Source organism: Alkalibacterium putridalgicola, from assembly GCF_900109825.1.
GTDB lineage: Bacteria > Bacillota > Bacilli > Lactobacillales > Carnobacteriaceae_A > Alkalibacterium > Alkalibacterium putridalgicola.
Window position 1 is genome coordinate 97,060 of sequence record NZ_FOBL01000003.1, and the last position, 18,094, is coordinate 115,153.

At 42.6% G+C, this 18,094-nt stretch carries 17 protein-coding genes, 3 tRNA genes and 1 other RNA gene; 3 read left to right on the forward strand and 18 right to left on the reverse strand.

The window, feature by feature from the left end; genetic code table 11:
• Positions 1–10: 10 nt before the first annotated feature.
• The gene (gene dnaX / locus BMX84_RS01980; RefSeq protein WP_091486683.1) at positions 11–1,756 is read right to left on the reverse strand and encodes a DNA polymerase III subunit gamma/tau; all 1,746 of its coding nucleotides are present in this window, start codon (positions 1,754–1,756) and stop codon (positions 11–13) included.
• 326 nt (positions 1,757–2,082) lie between these two features.
• On the opposite strand from dnaX, the gene BMX84_RS01985 reads away from it, so the two are divergent.
• Positions 2,083–2,943 (forward strand): DUF368 domain-containing protein, encoded by an 861-nt coding sequence (locus BMX84_RS01985; RefSeq protein WP_091486685.1) that lies wholly within the window; start codon positions 2,083–2,085, stop codon positions 2,941–2,943.
• A 246-nt stretch (positions 2,944–3,189) separates the two neighbouring features.
• Here the strand turns inward: BMX84_RS01985 and ffs are convergent.
• From ffs to BMX84_RS02040, 10 genes are all read right to left on the reverse strand, one after another.
• An RNA gene (gene ffs, locus BMX84_RS01990) (signal recognition particle sRNA small type) lies at positions 3,190–3,277 on the reverse strand.
• A gap of 52 nt (positions 3,278–3,329) precedes the next feature.
• Positions 3,330–3,536, reverse strand: coding sequence for a hypothetical protein (locus tag BMX84_RS01995; protein WP_091486688.1), 207 nt, complete (start codon positions 3,534–3,536; stop codon positions 3,330–3,332).
• A 182-nt stretch (positions 3,537–3,718) separates the two neighbouring features.
• Positions 3,719–4,987, reverse strand: coding sequence for a cytochrome P450 (locus tag BMX84_RS02000; RefSeq protein ID WP_091486691.1), 1,269 nt, complete (start codon positions 4,985–4,987; stop codon positions 3,719–3,721).
• Positions 4,988–5,107: 120 nt separating this feature from the next.
• Positions 5,108–5,593 carry a hypothetical protein gene (locus BMX84_RS02005; protein ID WP_091486693.1) on the reverse strand — a complete coding sequence of 162 codons (486 nt, stop codon included), beginning with the start codon at positions 5,591–5,593 and terminating at the stop codon, positions 5,108–5,110.
• Positions 5,594–5,843: 250 nt separating this feature from the next.
• On the reverse strand, positions 5,844–7,127 hold the full coding sequence (locus BMX84_RS02010) for an ABC transporter permease (RefSeq protein WP_177165429.1): 1,284 nt from the start codon (positions 7,125–7,127) through the stop codon (positions 5,844–5,846).
• On the reverse strand, positions 7,120–8,019 hold the full coding sequence (locus BMX84_RS02015; protein WP_091486698.1) for an ABC transporter ATP-binding protein: 900 nt from the start codon (positions 8,017–8,019) through the stop codon (positions 7,120–7,122). Before BMX84_RS02015 ends, BMX84_RS02010 begins: the two co-directional genes overlap by 8 nt.
• Before the next feature lie 176 nt (positions 8,020–8,195).
• On the reverse strand, positions 8,196–8,783 hold the full coding sequence (locus tag BMX84_RS02020) for an SdpI family protein (protein WP_091486700.1): 588 nt from the start codon (positions 8,781–8,783) through the stop codon (positions 8,196–8,198).
• Positions 8,780–9,049, reverse strand: a complete 270-nt coding sequence (locus BMX84_RS02025) for an autorepressor SdpR family transcription factor (RefSeq protein ID WP_091486703.1) — start codon at positions 9,047–9,049, stop codon at positions 8,780–8,782. Before BMX84_RS02025 ends, BMX84_RS02020 begins: the two co-directional genes overlap by 4 nt.
• A gap of 626 nt (positions 9,050–9,675) precedes the next feature.
• A complete protein-coding gene (locus BMX84_RS02035) occupies positions 9,676–10,080 on the reverse strand; it encodes a secondary thiamine-phosphate synthase enzyme YjbQ (RefSeq protein ID WP_091486708.1) in 405 nt (134 codons plus the stop codon).
• 79 nt (positions 10,081–10,159) lie between these two features.
• Entirely contained in the window at positions 10,160–11,194 is a 1,035-nt protein-coding gene (locus tag BMX84_RS02040) for a branched-chain amino acid aminotransferase (protein ID WP_091486711.1), read from the reverse strand.
• Positions 11,195–11,339: 145 nt separating this feature from the next.
• Between BMX84_RS02040 and proC the strand changes: the two genes are divergently transcribed.
• On the forward strand, positions 11,340–12,143 hold the full coding sequence (gene proC / locus BMX84_RS02045; protein WP_091486713.1) for a pyrroline-5-carboxylate reductase: 804 nt from the start codon (positions 11,340–11,342) through the stop codon (positions 12,141–12,143).
• 49 nt (positions 12,144–12,192) lie between these two features.
• Here the strand turns inward: proC and tadA are convergent, their stop codons facing one another.
• Positions 12,193–12,687, reverse strand: coding sequence for a tRNA adenosine(34) deaminase TadA (tadA, locus tag BMX84_RS02050; RefSeq protein WP_246119139.1), 495 nt, complete (start codon positions 12,685–12,687; stop codon positions 12,193–12,195).
• Between the two features lie 100 nt (positions 12,688–12,787).
• On the opposite strand from tadA, the gene BMX84_RS02055 reads away from it, so the two are divergent.
• On the forward strand, positions 12,788–13,651 hold the full coding sequence (locus BMX84_RS02055; protein ID WP_091486718.1) for a helix-turn-helix domain-containing protein: 864 nt from the start codon (positions 12,788–12,790) through the stop codon (positions 13,649–13,651).
• Positions 13,652–13,690: 39 nt separating this feature from the next.
• Here the strand turns inward: BMX84_RS02055 and BMX84_RS02060 are convergent, their stop codons facing one another.
• From BMX84_RS02060 to BMX84_RS02085, 6 genes are all read right to left on the reverse strand, one after another.
• Positions 13,691–14,050, reverse strand: coding sequence for a hypothetical protein (locus BMX84_RS02060; RefSeq protein WP_091486721.1), 360 nt, complete (start codon positions 14,048–14,050; stop codon positions 13,691–13,693).
• A gap of 432 nt (positions 14,051–14,482) precedes the next feature.
• Positions 14,483–16,978: an ATP-dependent Clp protease ATP-binding subunit gene (locus tag BMX84_RS02065; RefSeq protein WP_091486722.1), complete on the reverse strand. Its 2,496-nt coding sequence runs from the start codon at positions 16,976–16,978 to the stop codon at positions 14,483–14,485.
• Between the two features lie 5 nt (positions 16,979–16,983).
• Positions 16,984–17,469, reverse strand: a complete 486-nt coding sequence (locus BMX84_RS02070; protein WP_091486726.1) for a CtsR family transcriptional regulator — start codon at positions 17,467–17,469, stop codon at positions 16,984–16,986.
• Positions 17,470–17,722: 253 nt separating this feature from the next.
• A tRNA-Arg gene (locus tag BMX84_RS02075) sits at positions 17,723–17,796 on the reverse strand.
• Between the two features lie 31 nt (positions 17,797–17,827).
• A tRNA-Lys gene (locus BMX84_RS02080) sits at positions 17,828–17,900 on the reverse strand.
• A gap of 11 nt (positions 17,901–17,911) precedes the next feature.
• A tRNA-Val gene (locus BMX84_RS02085) sits at positions 17,912–17,984 on the reverse strand.
• Between the last annotated feature and the right edge of the window lie 110 nt (positions 17,985–18,094).

The window sequence follows — 18,094 nt, forward strand, 5'->3', positions numbered from 1 at the left end:
TTTTCATTATTTAGTCGTTTATGGTTACATTTTCTTTTCCGAAGAGATTCACTGCCTCACTTACGACAGCTTCCATTTCTTCGGACTCTTGCGTTACTTCCTCTTTCTCCTGTTCGTCGGTGTTTCCTTCCTGGCTGCCGCTCTTCATCTGATCGATGTAGGCTTGACGGACTTCCAGCCATTTGGCAGAAGGGACTGTCGCCATATCGGCACGGTGACCGATAACTTTTTCCAGATAATCTCCGACCGCATCGATCAGGAAGGTATCACTGGCAGCTCTTTCACATAGAATATCATAATCAAAGGTGACGACCAAACCGTTGGGACTTGCGGCCACTGGTTTAGACGTATTCATGATCGCTTTCTGACTGGTCGACAAAGCATTGATCAGGTCCGGCCAGACATCTTTCAGTTTCGCCAGATCCCCCCGCGTGGCATGTTCCAGGATACCAAATACTTGATGTGTGTTGACTTTGAATGCCGTCTGTCCTGATTTTTTCCGGGTCGGCTGACGTTTCGGTGCAGCTGCGCCGTTATTATCTGAGCTGGTCTTCTGCATCTGTTCGATAGCTTTCTGCATCTGGTTCAGCTTGTTTTTTAGTGAACGGATCTCCTGGCTGTCACTGGTGTCTTTCTGCACAGTCGCTTGAGGTGCTGAAACGGTCGCTGCCTGAGGCGTAGCCTGTGCAAGACGCACGGTCGCGACTTCAAGATACACTTCTGCATGTGTCGAGGTCCGCATTTCCAGTTGAGTCTGATTCATGATACGGATGACATCATAGATTTTTTCCGGATGTGCCCCTGCGATCAATTCTTTAAATGAATCATCCACTTTACTCATCTTGAGGAGCGTATCATCCTCGGTTTTCTGATAAATAAGGATATCCCGGGAAAACAGAATGACATCCTCAACTAGACGGTTAGCGTCTTTCCCCTCCTGCATCATCTGATGAAGAAGACCAAGACCTTTTTCGGTGTCGTGATTCAATGCCGCAGTTAAATAATCGATCATCAGCTCCTGAGTGATACTGCCGGTGATCCGAAGCGTGTCATCCAGAGTGACTCGGCCATCTGAGAACGAAATGACTTGATCTAAGATACTCAAGGCATCACGCATACCGCCTTCGGCAGCTTTGGCAATGCTCATCAAGGCATCCGGATCAAATTCAACTTGTTTTTCGTTCAGGATATAAGTCATCCGCTTGATGATATCCTGAGGTGAAATCCGTCTGAAGTCAAAACGCTGTGTCCGGGAAATGATCGTCAGCGGTATTTTATGTGGTTCAGTCGTTGCCAGAATGAAGACGACATTCATCGGCGGTTCTTCCAGTGTTTTGAGCAGCGCATTGAAGGCCCCCATCGAGAGCATATGCACTTCATCGATGATATAGACCTTATACTCAGCCTCTGTCGGTGCATAGTTCGCTTTCTCTCTGATGTCACGGATCTCATCCACACCGTTGTTACTTGCTGCATCGATTTCTATAATATCTCCAAGTTTCCCCTGAGTGATCGACTGACACAAATCACACTCATTACACGGTTCCCCATCTACCGCATTCGGACAATTCATTGCTTTGGCAAAAATTTTAGCAGCACTTGTTTTTCCTGTTCCTCTAGGCCCGGAAAACAAGTATGCATGGCTGGTATTCCCATGACTTAATGCATTCCTTAAGGTCCGGGTTACAGCCTCCTGGCCCGCAACATCCTCAAATCGCTGGGGTCTCCAGACACGATATAACGCTTGATAGCTCATGTTTCCCCTCTTTTCTCACAAAATCGGTCTCTCTACTATTATAGGTGAATTCCTGTCTAATTCAAAAACTTTTTATGAATTTTCTAGCCATTGAACAAACATAAACAATTTTTAAAACCCGGTCCCTATGCTGTGCTGATACAGGATTTAAGTATTCAGTCACCAATCCTTCAGCTGATGGGAACGACCAATTCGGCAGTATCAACTTACATAAATACACGTTCTTTTATTTTCCCGTTTAAATCTGTTAAAATAACTTTAACTTGCCAGTGATTCGATTAAACTACATAAATGTCAATTTCTTTGGACGAAGGAGAAACTATGCCATGAAAAATCATGAAGAAACAAGCCGGTTCCACATCATTGACTGGCTGCTGCGCGTACTTAAGGGCATGCTCATCGGTTCAGGAGCGATCCTTCCGGGAGTCAGCGGTGGGGCTCTGGCAGCTGTATTTGGTCTGTACGAGCCACTCATCTTATTCATTTCAGATATCACGAATGAATTTATAAAATGGATCCGCTACTTTTTGCCGGTCGGTATCGGTGCACTTTTAGGCGTCTTCGTCTTATCCTATCCGCTGGACTTCGGGCTGCAGTACTACCCGGTCCATGTCCTTTGGGCCTTTATCGGCGCCATTCTTGGCACGCTGCCTACTTTGTATAGGGAAGCGGGGAAAAACGGACGAAAACCATATCATATCGCTTTAGCTGTTCTTACGGCTGTCCTCATGTTTGTCCTTTTGTTATGGGCGAACGAGAACCTGGACTTACAAGTGGAGCAGAATGTTCTGACCTGGTTATGGTCTGGTGCTATCTTTGCATCTGGCTTTATCATTCCAGGCCTCAGCCCATCAAACTTTCTTATCTACTTGAACCTCTATCAGCCTTTGACGGAAGCTATCCGACTGCTTAATTTTTCAATCCTGATTCCAGTCGCTATCGGAGCAGTCATCTGCGTGTTTCTCTTTGCAAAAGCTATCAGATACTTGTTAAGTATTGCCTATGCAACCGTGTTTCACTTTGTATTCGGTGTCGTCGTCGCTTCTACAGCGATCATCGCTCCCTCGATCGAGATGTATGCTGATCTGACTGCTCTTGACTATGGCCTTGTCATTCTGCTTTTTCTTGCTGGACTGGCCCTTGGGTTATGGATGGGACGTCTGGAAAACACTTATAAGACAGAATAAGACCAGCAAGTTAAGTTCCGAGCCGATCCAGCACTAGCAGTATAATTGAAAATTCCTATGTCGATATATGTCGATGTGGGGATTTTCGCTTGAAAACAAGATGACTTACTTTAAGAAGTCTTTAGTTTTTATCCTACTCACTTGAAAAGGTAAACTGTTGGCTTCTAAATAAAACAGTAAAAAAAAGATGCCCTTATAATAAGGAGCATCTCTATCTATGAATAGGTTTAAAGTATTCATGGCTATGTATTCACATAACACATGGCGGAGCGATACTTAGTGCTGCTTCCTTCCGGACCTGACACGGTTCGTATGCCCGCCATTGTCATGTGGCCTCTCGGCACTTATTATAATAGCACAAGTAGATATTTTTTTCCAGTATAAATTTAAAAAGAGCAGCTGACACCGTTGATGGCGCGGATGACTCGTGAGCTGCTTTTGGAAGCAAGTACTGGGATAATAAGAAAAACTGATAACAGTATGAAGGTCGTCGTTAGTCCCGATTCAGGCAGTAAATAGGTGATCCCCTGAAGGATCAGAAAATACAGAAGATAAAACCCGATACTGAAAGCCGGACACATAAATCGTTTCATCAAAGTCACTCCTTAGTCAAGATATAGTTTACCATCCCGGTTATCGCTTTGCCAGTTTAATTATGGTCCAGACTATTCTCATCAGCTTACTGGACGATGATCCTAAAAAACCGTATGAACAGAGTCAATAGACGACCTTGTTCCTGCGGTTTTTCAGTTTAGCCTTATCCTTTGATCAGATATCAGCCAATATAATCGATATTTTCGAGGATCATACCGCTTTTGGGAACGGTAGGGATATTCACCATACTGAACCCGATATCCTGATTTGGAACGGTATATGAGACTTTATTAATTAAATAATCCGCAACAACTTCCATGGCCCGAACGGTATTGAATTCACCCGGACAGCGGTGTCCAGTATAATAATCGCCGCCACCTTGAGCTAGCAGTTTCATCTGAATCTCATCGGTCGGACTTGAATGCCAGTCACTGAAGCGTTCCGGTCTGAATTCTTCCGGGTCTTCCCAAATGCGTGAATCGTGATTGGTTCCATAAAAATCTAAAATAACTAACGTATCTTTGTCAAAGGAATACCCCTTCCATTCAAAATTTTTACGCGTTGTGGCGCCGTTAAACGGAAAGAACGGGTAGTACCGGCGTATTTCCTGTATGAACATATGCAGATAATATGGATCCTCTCCATTAAGCTTATCTTTAACTTCTGGAAACTGATGCAGTGATAGTGCCGTAAAAGTAAAATATATGGCGATCGCTACAGAAGGACGCAGAACATTCAGGAGTTCCACAGCAGCTGTTTTTAAGTCAAGTAACTCTCCATCCAGTTGTTCATGCCAGGCGACCTGGTATAAAGCTGTCTTCTCCTGCGGGTGCAGTTTATTGTCTCTGACTTGCTGAATGAGATCCCTGCACCATGATTCAGCTTGCTGGCGCCCAATTCTTCCTTCAATATGTTTTACACTCATGGCCATAGGAGATTCGAACATAATGGCCAGTTGGCGGGAACGTTTTTTCACGTCCTTTTCCGGTAGCGGCACACCTGCCCATTCGCAGACTGCTCGCGTCAGCACTTCTTTACTCTCTTCGTAAAAGACAATAGACTCTTTAGTCATCCACTCTTTTGTCGCTTTGAGCAGATGTTTTTCAACGAGTTTTGCCCAAACTTCGATCTGATCTTTTGACATTAAGTCCATAAACATTTTTTTACGGTTGCGATGTGCGTCATCATCAAGGTGCTGCACTCCGCCTTTCCCCAGAAGTGTGGCTACTGCAGGTTCAGGAGGTGTTCCTCCTCTTTTAAATTTATCTTCATCGTAGAAAAGTTTCGCTGCTTCTTCGCCTCCCATGACAAGTGCTTTCTGGCCGAGCAAGCGCGTCTCAAAAACATCTGACTGATAAATCTTGTGGCGATTTGGAGCATACATATATCCTTCCCGCAGGATTTTCAGTCCATTCTCAAACCCTTTTTCTATTGGAATTGATTTATTCAATTTGATCACTCCTTCTCATTTATCTGGCAATATCATGTGAAATACTCCTCTTCATAGTTAAGTTATCATTTTTATGATATTTCATTTTCGTCAGTTTACTACTGCCGTTACCGACCGGCTTTATTGTGCTTTGTCAAACTTCTTATTGTCGTAAAAAATTCTCGTTATTTCCCATTTCCATCTTTCCGTCTTCTTTTTCACCTTACTTTGCAGCGCTACGATAGTGAACCAGGATCCATACAGGAGAAACATTGAAACTGAAAAGTTCAATCCGTTTAAAATAGTATCTGATAAATTTATATTTTTCGTTACTACAGAAAATATTAATGGTACGGCAATGTAAGTCACAACAAAACTAGACAGCATTAAATACAAACTATCTTTTAAAAAACCACTTAATGAATAGTCATACTTTGAATCCATCAAGCCAAAAATAATCAGTTCTATTAGAATAAAAGCAACAACTATAAATGACATAAAAATATAGTTGAAGTCCGCTGATAAAAGCAGCATCAAGATCGCCAAAGACGGCATAGTGTACATGACTTTATATCTTTGCAATTTCTCCTGCTCACTTAGCTCATTTAATTTTAATATTTCTCTCACCTCATTCTCATTATACACAGAATATATTATTTTTTCTAGTATACATCTTAAATAAGGTAAGCACTTTCATAATAACCAATCACAACTGATAGAGTCAATTATATGTACTTTCTTTTTTAATCAATATCACTTTGACTGCATTAGGCGTGTTAGTCTAAATGGATATACAAAAACACCCTGAAGCATGCTATTACACACTTCAGGATGTTTCTAAAAAAATTCATGATTTTATTGTCTTGTTAGAAAATAATCAGGCAGAATGATTCAATTTTTTTGCCTTTTTATTACTCTGCATGATACTCCATGAACGTTTGATCGTTCCCAGTAAGTTGGTATCAGAATAGATCAGTACATTAGAACGATAGAACGCCAGAGCAATAAATGATATCACGATGGCAAATCCAACGGTTCCGATGATCGACATCCAGATACCAAAGGTCGATACCGTTTCCGCTGCTATCCTGAACGGCATGACAAAAGGTGTAAAGAGTGGAATATACGAAAAGACGGCAACGAACATGTTATCCGGAGCAGTAAAGGCGAATATCCCGACATAAAACCCTGTCAGCGCCAGAAAGACGATAGGCGTCACTGCCTTGTTCACATCTTCCATTTTTGTAGCCAGGGAGCCAAAGAACGCTGCCAGTACCACATACATGAGCACGCCCACAATAAAGAAAATGAGTGTATACCCCATCAGTTCCTGGAATATAGCAGCGACATCTACGCCTCCGATCAGATCCTGAACGATCTGGGCATCTTTAAAGTATAACCATGCGCCAAGTCCCACCACAGCATAAATAGCTATTTGAGTAAGTAGAATCAGCATGACACCAGTTAATTTACCAAAGAAGTGATTCGTCGCACTGGCACTGGACAAAATGATCTCCATAATTCGTGTACCTTTTTCACTGGCAACCTCTTCAGCAATAATACCGGCATAAGTCATGATAAAGATCATGATGGCTATACTGACGAAATAGGCGCCGCCCTGCTGGATCATACGGTCAGAAAAATCTTCCTGAGTCAGGGACCCTTCTTCAACATTTACATACTGCTCATCTATCATAACGGGTTCTGATAACGCCATAACTTCTTCCGGTGCCAGCGCGAGCTGATCAGCTCTCACCATCGTCTGATAATTCGATAAAGCTTCCTGAATAATCGGTAACAGCTCAGACATGTCATCCGTATAAACAAGTTGTGCATCGATCGTTCCATTTTCAACTTCCGCTACAAGGTAACCGCTGATCGATTCATCGAGTAAGGCTTCTTCAGCCTCAGTTTCCGTCCCGATTTCTTTCTCGATCTCAAAGCCCCATTCTTCATTTGAAAAAATCTGATTAATGCTTTCGTTTTCAGTTAATACAGCAATCGATACATCCGGGGCCTGTTGCTCTTCCTGAGAAAAGTAATACGTCAGTCCCGCAATGAAGGCAAAGACAAGTAAAGGCGACAGTACCATAACCGCAAATCCGAATGATTTCACGTTCTTTTTATAAACTTCCTTTGTAATGACCCAGTATTTACTCATTCTTTTCACCCGCCAATCGTTTAAAGATCTCTTCCAGTGTCGGAGGCTGCTGACTGAATGTTGGGATATAGCCATTCTTAGTTGCTGCATCGAAGATGGCTTTACCATCTTCCGTTTCAGTCAGATAAGCCACGTCAATACCGTCATTTGTTTTTTCGACCCGTTGTACACCAGGAAACTGGCGCAGTTCTTCAGGCGTTAAGTCGGATTCTAAGAAAAGTTTTGTCCGTCCGAACTGCTGACGGATGTCTCGAACAGTTCCATTCAGGACCGGTTTGCCGTCTTTCAACATGATGAGACTGTTACACAGTTCTTCCACATTATTCATATTGTGACTTGAAAAGATAATACTTGCTCCATTAGCCTGGGCCTCTCGGATACCATCTTCCAGCAGTTCAGCATTGACCGGATCCAGCCCACTGAACGGTTCATCTAGAATGATCAGTTCCGGCTGGTGAATCAATGTCGATATCAACTGCACTTTCTGCTGATTCCCTTTAGACAGCGTCTTGACTTTATCCGTCTTTTTACCTTTGACCTCGAATTTTTCCAGCCAGTGATCGATCAGCGGTTTGATTTCACTTTTTTTCTTCCCGCGCAGCTGAGCAAAGTAGAGCAGCTGGTTTTCAACTGAAACTTTTGGATATAAGCCACGTTCTTCAGGCAGATAACCTATTTTATTGAATGTCTTTGTTGTCAGATATCCTTCGTTCCAGAGCACATGCCCTCTATCCGGGGTCAATAAATTCAAGATGATACGAAACGTTGTTGTCTTACCAGCACCATTCTGACCGATCAGTCCCATGATCTCACCGGGCTTGATCGTAAAATTCAAGTCATCCACTGCAGTAAGCGATCCAAACGTTTTCGTCAGATCTTTAACTTCTAGCATGTTCTTCCTTCTTTCTATGTTTTTATGTATTGTTCTCCAGCATAAAACATGAGAACAATTATATTGTATAATAATTCATGTATATTTGCATCCTACTAAAGTACTATTTATCACTTTTAGTCACATTTTCAGTTACTAAACAAGACCAACTATCGGATGGAGCCTAAAGTTCACCTTCAGCTCATTCTCTTATAATAGATCCATCCAGAGTAAATACCAGGTATCACTATCCAGGAAAGAATACCGTATTTCACCACTTCGATCAGTTCAATATTTAGAAAGTAAGCGATGATCATAATCAGGATGATTGGAAATGTTATATAGCCGAGCCATTTGTGCGCAGCTTTCCATGTCTCCTCATCACGTACTGTCCAAGGCAGACGGAGCCCCATATACCGGTTAAACGGCAGTTTTGGTGCAGTGTTTCCAATGATTCCCATGATCGCCAGTGTTGCGATAAAGGCCAGACCATTTTCGTTTTCCATAATCAGTGAACCGGCATCGGGGTACCAGATCAGAAATAAGAATACTCCAGTAAAAAACATTATAAACAGCCGATTCAACCGTCTCATCGTTTTCACTTTCGGATTAGATGCGGATAACTGAGCGATCTTAGGTGTGTAAATATCCATTAGCCCCAGCCCAAATATGATTCCTATACCGATCGATATAAGGCGCCATTCACTTCCTTCTACAAATAGACCCAGACCTATGATCACTGTTGCAATGATAGTGAGCGGCCAGATAACTGCTGGTTTTTTCATTCTTCATTCTCCTTTTCAAAAAGATTCATAAATCCACTTAATGTTTCCTGCAGTACTGTCAGGTTAATGGAGTAAATACGGTACAGTCCTTTTTTCTCCGCACTCACTAATTCAGCTTCTTTTAAAATATCCAGATGTTTTGAAATAGCCGGTTTAGATATGTCGAATTGTTCAGCTATCTCTCCTGCCGTCATGTCTCTGTCCCGCAGGAGAGCAAGGATTTTTCTTCTCGTCGGATCACTCAACGCTTTGAATACGCTGCTCATTTTACATCCTGCTTTCTTTAACTATTTAACCGTTTAGTTAAATATAATATAGTCCAAACCCTAACTTTTGTCAACACAAAAGAGAGGATGAACAGATTCATCCTCTCTTCCAGCAGAATAGTGGTGAATCCAACAAAATCCACTTAAAAAGTTGTCTCAAAAGTAATTTAGCGACCAGTTCAGGCTGCGATTCTCCAGGAAGTAGTCGCAATAGTCGTTTAGTGACAAGTTTATGCTGCAAGTCTCCAGGAAGTAGTCCTAATAGCCGTTTAGCGACCAGTTCAGGCTGCAAGTCTCCAGTAAGTAGTCCCAATAGCCGTTTAGTGACAAGTTTATGCTGCAAGTCTCCAGGAAGTGGTCGCAATAGCCGTTTAGTGACAAGTTTATGCTGCAAGTCTCCGGAAAGTGGTTGCAATAGCCGTTTAGTGACAAGTTTATGCTGCGATTCTCCAGGAAGTGGTTGCAATAGCCGTTTAGTGACTTGTTAGCATTATAACTTTCATGGTAATGATTGCGATATAACACAATTACTAAGTACAGTACTTCTCTTGCTGCATAAAATTTTTAAAAGGAGCGAGGTTGGGGAAAAGTCCCAGCCTCGCTCCTTTTACTATTCGCATAAAGATTTAACCTTCAATAATTTTCACATAAAAGGTCCGTTGTCTGGGACCGTCAAATTCTGAAAAGTAGACGCTCTGCCAGGTACCAAAGATAATTTCCCCCTCATGAATGATCAGGGATTCACTGGCACCGACAAGCGACGATTTCATATGACCATCGGAATTCCCTTCCATGTGGACAAAATAATCGTGATTCGGAAATGTATCATCCAGTGCACGTTTCAAGTCCTTTTTCACGTCCGGATCTGCATTTTCATTGATCGTTATACCAGCCGTCGTGTGCGGACAGTAAACGAGCATCATTCCTTCTTTGACGCCGCTCTCTTCAAGAGCTTCGTTCAGATAGGAATCCAGTTCTTTGAATTCCTGTTTATCTTGAGTAGATAGAGAGAACTTCTTTAAATAAGTCATTTATCTTCCTCCTTTATCTTCTTGATTTAATCATAACGAATCCGATGATTTTATCCAAAGAGAAAGAATCGATTCATCTTCAATCTACTTTTACGATCCATCCTTCGGGCGCTTTTACATCACCGAATTGTATCCCTACTAATTCATTATATAACTTCATCGTTACGGGACCGACTTCCTCTTCCGAATAAAACACGTGGAAATCATTACCCACTTGCAGTCCGCCTATGGGAGCAATAACAGCTGCTGTGCCACAAGCGCCGGCCTCTTTAAAACGATCGAGTTCATCGATATAGACGTCTCCTTCTTTAACCGTCAGACCTAAGCGGTTTTCAGCCACCCACATTAGTGACCGTTTGGTGATGCTGTTAAGGATCGAAGGCGATTTAGGCGTAATGAATTCGTCATCGTGCGTGATTCCAAAGAAATTTGCGGCACCGACTTCTTCGATTTTTGTCTGGGTTGCAGGGTCCAGATAGACGGCATCACTGTAGTGACGTTCTTTCGCTTCTTTACCCGGCAAGAGGCTGGCCGCATAGTTCCCGCCAACTTTTGAAGCACCGGTACCTCTGGGTGCGGCACGGTCATATGAACTAACTAAAAAGTTAGAGGGTTTTAACCCGCCTTTAAAGTAGGCACCGACTGGTAAGACAAAGATCGAAAAGATGTATTCCTCTGCAGGTTTGACACCGATATTATCTCCAACACCGATCACAAACGGGCGAATGTACAAAGAACTGCCCGATCCGTATGGAGGGACCCACTCTTCATTTGCTTTGACCACTTTTTTTACAGCCTCAACGAACGCCTCTTCCGAATAACTAGGCATGAGCAGGCGCTCACAGCTCTGTCTCATTCTTCTGGCATTTTCGTAGGGTCTGAAAAGATTGATCGATCCGTCTTTTGCCCGATAAGCTTTCATGCCTTCAAAACACTGCTGTCCGTAGTGCAGCGCCGTAGACCCTTCTGAAATGTGAAGCGTATTGTCTGTCGTTAAAGAGCCTTCGTCCCATTGTCCATCTTTATAGTGTGATAAGAAGCGGTAATCTGTTTTAATATAAGAGAAACCTAAGTTCTCCCAGTCGATCTGTTTTATTCCTTTTTCGTTCTGCATAAATGAATCCCCATTCTTTCCCCAAATTTTCTTACGTTTTCCATTATACCAAAAATGAATGCAGATGTTTATCTTCAACTAAATTTAAACTATTCATCCAAGATATGATAAACTGGAACAAATAAATCAAAAAGGATGATCACGTATGAAGATAGGATTTATCGGCTTTGGCAATATGGCCCGGGCGATTGCAAAAGGTTTGATAGACAATGAAGTACTGAAAGAAGACGATCTCTTTTTCTCCACCCGTTCAGAGGAAAGTCGTCTGGCCATTGAAAAAGAGTGGCACATAAACGGTATGGCTTCAAATCAGGCAGTCGTCGACCAGTCAGACGTTATTCTGCTGGCGGTCAAACCTCATCAGGTAGACCAGGTCCTGAGTGAACTGACTTTTCCTGCCGGCCTGCTGCTGTTATCCGTCGTTGCCGGTTATTCAAGCGATCAGTTGAATCAGTATATCCCCGCTGACCAGTGCATCCGAACGATGCCTAATCTGAATGCACAAGTTAATGCATCAATGACAGCATTGGTTGAAAACAAACAGGTCACTGAAGAAGATATGGCTAAAGCCAAAATCATCTTTAATGCGGTCGGAGAAGTTATGGTGGTTCCGGAAGACCAGTTAGGTATCTTCATTGCTTTAGCCGGCAGTTCCCCTGCACTTGTTTTTCTGTTCATCGACACACTGGCGCGTGCGGCAGTCAAATACGGTATGCCAAAGGACAAAGCCACTGAGATCGCTGCTCAGGCAGTCCTGGGAAGTGGAAAAACAGTCAAGGAAGCCTCGGACTCACCGTGGAACCTGATCGATCATGTTTCTTCTCCGGGTGGCATCACTGTTGAGGCGGTATTGAGTTTACTGGAATCTGACTTCTCTTCTTCACTGATCACAGCAGTCGATAAAATGATCGAAAAAAATGAAGAGATGACAAAAAAGAACGCAGAATAGTAATAGAGACCCTGTATCAAAGGCAAGAGGCTTTGATACAGGGTCCCGTTTATTTTTCCAGTATATTTTTCTTCTTTCTCACTCTTAAATCTTTGAAGAACGTCGTCAGAAGTGAACGGCATTCCTCTTCCATCACCCCAGCGTGTACTTCGCACTGATGATTGAGCCGTTCGTCTTCAAGAACCTGCATCAGAGTCCTGACTGCACCGCCCTTGGGATCGCTCGGGCCATAGTAGATACTTTTCAGCCGTGCCAGAACGATTGCCCCACTGCACATGACACAAGGTTCCAGTGTGACAAAGAGATGGCAGTCTTCAAGTCGCCAGTTGCCAAGTGTTTCGTTAGCCTCTTGTATAGCGATCATCTCTGCATGCGTCGTCGCATTCTGCGATGTTTCTCGCTGGTTATGTCCCCGGCCGATGATTTCACCGTCTTTGACAACGACGGCCCCGATAGGTACTTCATCGATCGCTCTGGCTTTTTCAGCCTCTTTGATTGCCTCATTCATCCATTTATGGATGTCTTTCTCAGTAAATTCAGACATGTCTTTCCGCTCCATTTTCATTCTTACTTCTACATAGGTCAGTTTCTAAATCGTATAAACAGTGGTAGAATAAGGATAGCATAATTAAGGAGGAAATACATTGGATTTTTCCAAGTTAAAAAAACTCTACCCTGAATCAACTTTAAGTAAACATCCTTTCATGGAAGAAGATACGCTCCGAATCCCCTATAAAAATCAATGGATCCATATACCAAAGAAATCGTTAGACGATAAAGAAATCAGCATACTTAATCTTTTAAAAGAGGAGATCCAGCCTGACACGTTTCCTGCATCCCAGTCTAAGTGGTTCAATTTTATGGAGGGAAACCGGGAATATCCCCCTCAGACCACTCATCCTGTCCGTCTGATCCAGCTTGTGCTAGAAAAAATGGATGATCAGTTCGATTATTCCATTTGGATCGATTCCATCACGCATCTTTTTGAACCCGTACTGGATGTCTTTTTTGTCACTCAAGATGCTTGCTACATCATTCAGGATAATACGTCTCAAACGCTTACCCAGGAAGAGATTTACGGCATGCTGAAAACACTCGAGGACGATTTTTCCATTCGTACCAATGCCTATATCGGACAGTTCTGGTCACCGGACAATTCTCTGAAAGCAATTCTCAAAGAAGAACAGCGTATATTCCAGGAAGAAGTGTCTCATCTGCACGACCGGATCTGTTCTCTCTCCGATGTTGCCTTGAGATATTTTACAAAAGGAGCTTTGTCGCGCAGTACTCTGATGCAGGAGTTAAAAAAACAGCTTGATGAGCAGCCAGACTGGAAAGAACTGATCCTAGCCTTATGGACAAGTCAGGGGAATATCAGTGTAGCCGCCAAGCAGTTGTTCATTCACAGAAACACCCTGCAGTACCGTATGGACCGCTTCTATGAAACAACCGGCTTATCGTTAAGAAATATGAACGATCTACTTTTATGTTATTTACTGGTGTTATGACACGCGCAAAAAAGAGACTCTACAGAGTCTCTTTTTTTGTTATCTTTTAAGTTTTCTCATGACTTTTTTTGATTCTCTTTTTTTGTCATGCATGAAATCTTTAAGATCATCTGTCATTTCTGAGAATTTCCCTTCCAGGTCGTTGACTTTGTCGACCGTTCCAAGAAGGTTGCTGATTTCATCATCAGATAATTTATTCACGACGCTTTTTGCCTTATGATTTCCATGGAATTTACTTCCAACATAATGTTTGGCTTTCTGACGGTTGACTGCTGATTTCGTCTTTGTTTTAGCCGAATCTGACGTAAACAAGAGCGTGATCAAGCCAACTAAAAATGCTACACCTACTCCGATTAAAATATTTTTCTGATTGTCGTCCAACTGATGATCCTGATGCATAGTATCTCCGTCCTTTCATCTTTTGAATATATTCATCTTATCAAACATTCCTGCAGAATACTAAAGATAACGATTATACAGAGGATAATACTAAAAAACGGATGGGCAGTGACAGTGTATGTCGACTGCTCGCCCGTTCAGATTATCTAAGGTCAGCTTTTATCCATTGGCGGCATTGTATACATGACTTTAGGCGGTATCTCGAGTTTTGGTTTCCCGCCCATAGCCGTTGCTTTATCTTCATATTTAAATGCTTCGCCATCTGCCGCTTTCTTGCCGTCAACGATTTCTTTACTATCCTGGCCTTCTGAGAAATTATACAGGACATCTCACAGCCCATATTCTAGTTAGATAATAAAAAAAAGAATCCTCCAACCAGAAGATTGATACTGGTTGAAGGACTCCTTTACTCTCTTATTCGTTAAACTAAGCTTATTTATTGGTTGTCAGTTTCTTTTTGCTGTTATTTTTTGCATCCCGTGTTTTTAAAGTGATTTCTCCTTTAGTTGCTCCAAGAGTCACTTTGTCACTAAGACTGATTTCACCTGCAAGCAGTGCCTCACTCAAACGGTCTTCGAATTTATTCTGAATGGCCCGTTTAAGCGGTCTGGCTCCGTACTCCGGATCAAATCCTTCATCGGCAATAACATCCATGGCAGCCCTGGTGATTTTCAACTCGATACCAAGTTCTTGCATACGTGTAACGATGTTTTTCGTCAGTAACTGAACGATTTCTCTCAATTCCTCTTTCTTCAGAGACTGGAAGACGATCGTATCATCGACACGGTTCAGGAATTCCGGACGGAAAGCATTTTTAAGCTCTTCACGAATACGTTTCTCCATAGCATCGTGGTCGAAGCGTTTGTCTATCGCACCAAAGCCGACAGATTTTTCATCTCTCAAGGCTGTCGCGCCCAGATTTGAAGTCATGATGAGGATCGTATTTTTGAAGTCGACTTTTCGACCTTTCCCATCTGTCAGCAAACCGTCATCCAATACTTGAAGCAGGATATTGAAGACATCCGGATGGGCTTTTTCCACTTCATCAAGCAGGATGACTGAATAGGGTTTCTGGCGGATTTTCTCGGTCAGCTGACCACCTTCATCATAACCCACATACCCTGGTGGTGAACCAACCAGACGACTGGTACTGTATTTTTCCATGTACTCAGACATATCGACTCGGATAAGCGCTTCTTCGCTGCCGAACATCGCTTCTGCCAGAGCTTTAGCCAGTTCCGTTTTACCTACACCTGTAGGTCCGAGGAACATGAATGAACCAATAGGCCGATTAGGATCTTTTAAGCCACTGCGCGCCCTTCTGATCGCTTTAGACACGGCAACGACAGCTTCCTCCTGCCCCACTACACGCTGGTGAAGTACTTTTTCAAGTTTCAGCAGACGCTCGCTTTCTTTCTGTTCCATTTGATTGACAGGGATACCGGTCCACTGGGATACGACTTCCGCAATATCAGAAGCAGTAACTTCCAGTCGGTCTCCATCGTTCTTTTCACCTTGTTTGATGATCTTTTCCAGTTTTTTACGCTGACGCATTTCTTTTTCTCTGATCAAAGCAGCGCGTTCAAAATTCTGAGACTGAATAGCCTCTTCTTTGCGCTTGATCAAATCTTCAAGCATTTCAGTTGCTTTAGATAAAGGAGTCGGAGAATCGCTCTTGTCCATCCTTACTTTTGAGGCAGACTCATCCATTAAATCGATAGCTTTATCCGGTAATTGTCTTGAAGTAATATAACGTACGGAATAATGAACGGCTGCACGAATGGCATCGTCCGTGATCGATACCCCATGATGATCTTCGTAACGGTCTCTCAACCCGAAAAGGATCTCTTCTGCTTCCATCTCAGTTGGTGGATCGACGTGAATAGAGGCAAAGCGTCTTTCCAGTGCCGCATCTTTTTCAATGTGTTTCTGATATTCATCTAAGGTCGTAGCACCAATCGTCTGAAGTTCGCCTCTTGCGAGCGCCGGTTTCAGAATATTGGAAGCATCGATCGCTCCTTCTGCACCACCTGCTCCAATCAAAGTATGCAGCTCATCGATAAACAGGATGACATTACCATCATGATAGATCTCATCGATGATCTTTTTCATCCGTTCTTCAAATTCACCCCGGTATTTAGTCCCGGCAACTAAAGACCCCATATCTAATGTCATCAGTCGTTTATCCGTCAGCACCGGTGGTACTTCGCCTGAAATGATTTTCTGAGCTAACCCTTCTGCAATAGCTGTTTTACCTACCCCCGGTTCACCTACGAGCACAGGATTGTTTTTTGTACGACGACTCAAGATCTGAATGATACGTCGCACTTCTTTATTTCTGCCCACGATCGGATCAAGACGATCTTCGCGAGCCTGCTGTGTCAAATCACGTGCCAGTGAATCCAGTGTGGGTGTTCCGCTCTGTTCATCTTGATTCGCCTTCACATTCCGTCTACTGTTCATTTTGCTTCGTGAACTTTTCTGCTGTGCCCCTAACTTTTTCAGTACAAGCTGTCTGGCTTTTGCAAGATTGACATCAAGATTATTCAAAATTTTTGCAGATAGAATATCTTCATCTCTCAATAACCCCAGCAGTAAGTGCTCAGTTCCAACAAGCGGACGCTTCATTCGTCTAGCTTCATCTGTCGCATATTTGATGATCTGTCTTGCTCTTGGGGAATAAGGAAGGATTGCATGTTTAGGGACTTGTTCTGTCGTTCCATAGCTTGCAAAATGTTCAATTTCTTCTTTGACATCCTGTTCAGTTATATCTAACTCTCTCAGTGTCATACCTGCTATGCCTTCATTTTCTATGACTAAACCTAAGAGAAGATGTTCTGTCCCAACTGTACGGTGGCGGAAGGATTTGGCTTCCTCTTGGGCTATAAGCAGGGCTTTTTTTGCTTTATCTGTAAATAGTTCATTCATATTTGTTAGTCCGCCTTTCTTTTATTCGGCTCTTCGTAACATAGATTGGCTAACATCGAACGAAGCAGATTTGCCCGAACCCGATTATCTGTTACGCGATCACCCGTATAAAGTGACTTATCCATTGCCACTATCATTAATTTTGCTTCACGCTTGCTTATTATTTTATCATCATAAAGTTTTTGTACGACCGACTTCGCGTCTCTTTCAGATATGTTGTTCCCTATGATTTCGATCATAGTATTCAACATATCTAATTCATCCAGCACTTGAACTTTAATAATACGAATATAGCCACCTCCGCCACGTTTACTTTCAACAAGGTAACCTTTTTGAATAGTAAAACGGGTGTTGATGACATAATTGATCTGGGACGGGACACAATCGAAAAGTTCAGCGATCTCACTTCGTCGGATCTCAACTTGCTCTTTCTGTTTCAATACCTTCTTCAGATAAGCTTCTATGATATCTGTCATATTTTTATTTTCCATTATGATTAATAAAGAGATTTACTCAAGATACAAGCACACTGCTGAACAGTTTGTTGCATCTACTCTTCGGGTTCCCTCCTTTTCACATGTTTCTGATTAGGAACGTTATTTGTTTGACTATTTTTGACTAATAATAATTATACCAATAAACAGATAAAATTAAAAGGGAGAAGCTGAGGAAGTAACCGTATCTTTATACAGAAAAAAGTGACCTTAGAAGTTACCTAAGATCACTTTTCATATATTATTTGAACGCGCCCTAAAGGACTTGAACCCTCAACCGCCTGATCCGAAGTCAGGTGCTCTATCCAATTGAGCTAAGGACGCATTGTGACAATATAGATTGACTGCAAAAAAATGAGCCGTGCTGGGCTCGAACCAGCGACCCTCTGATTAAAAGTCAGATGCTCTACCAACTGAGCTAACGGCTCTAAAAACAAAATGGAGGTTAACGGGCTCGAACCGCTGACCCTCTGCTTGTAAGGCAGATGCTCTCCCAACTGAGCTAAACCTCCGATGATTTTTTAAAAATAAAAAAAGAGCTGCACGGCAACGTCCTGCTTTCACAAAGGGAAACCCTTCACTATCCTCGGCGCTGGGAAGCTTAACGGCTGTGTTCGGAATG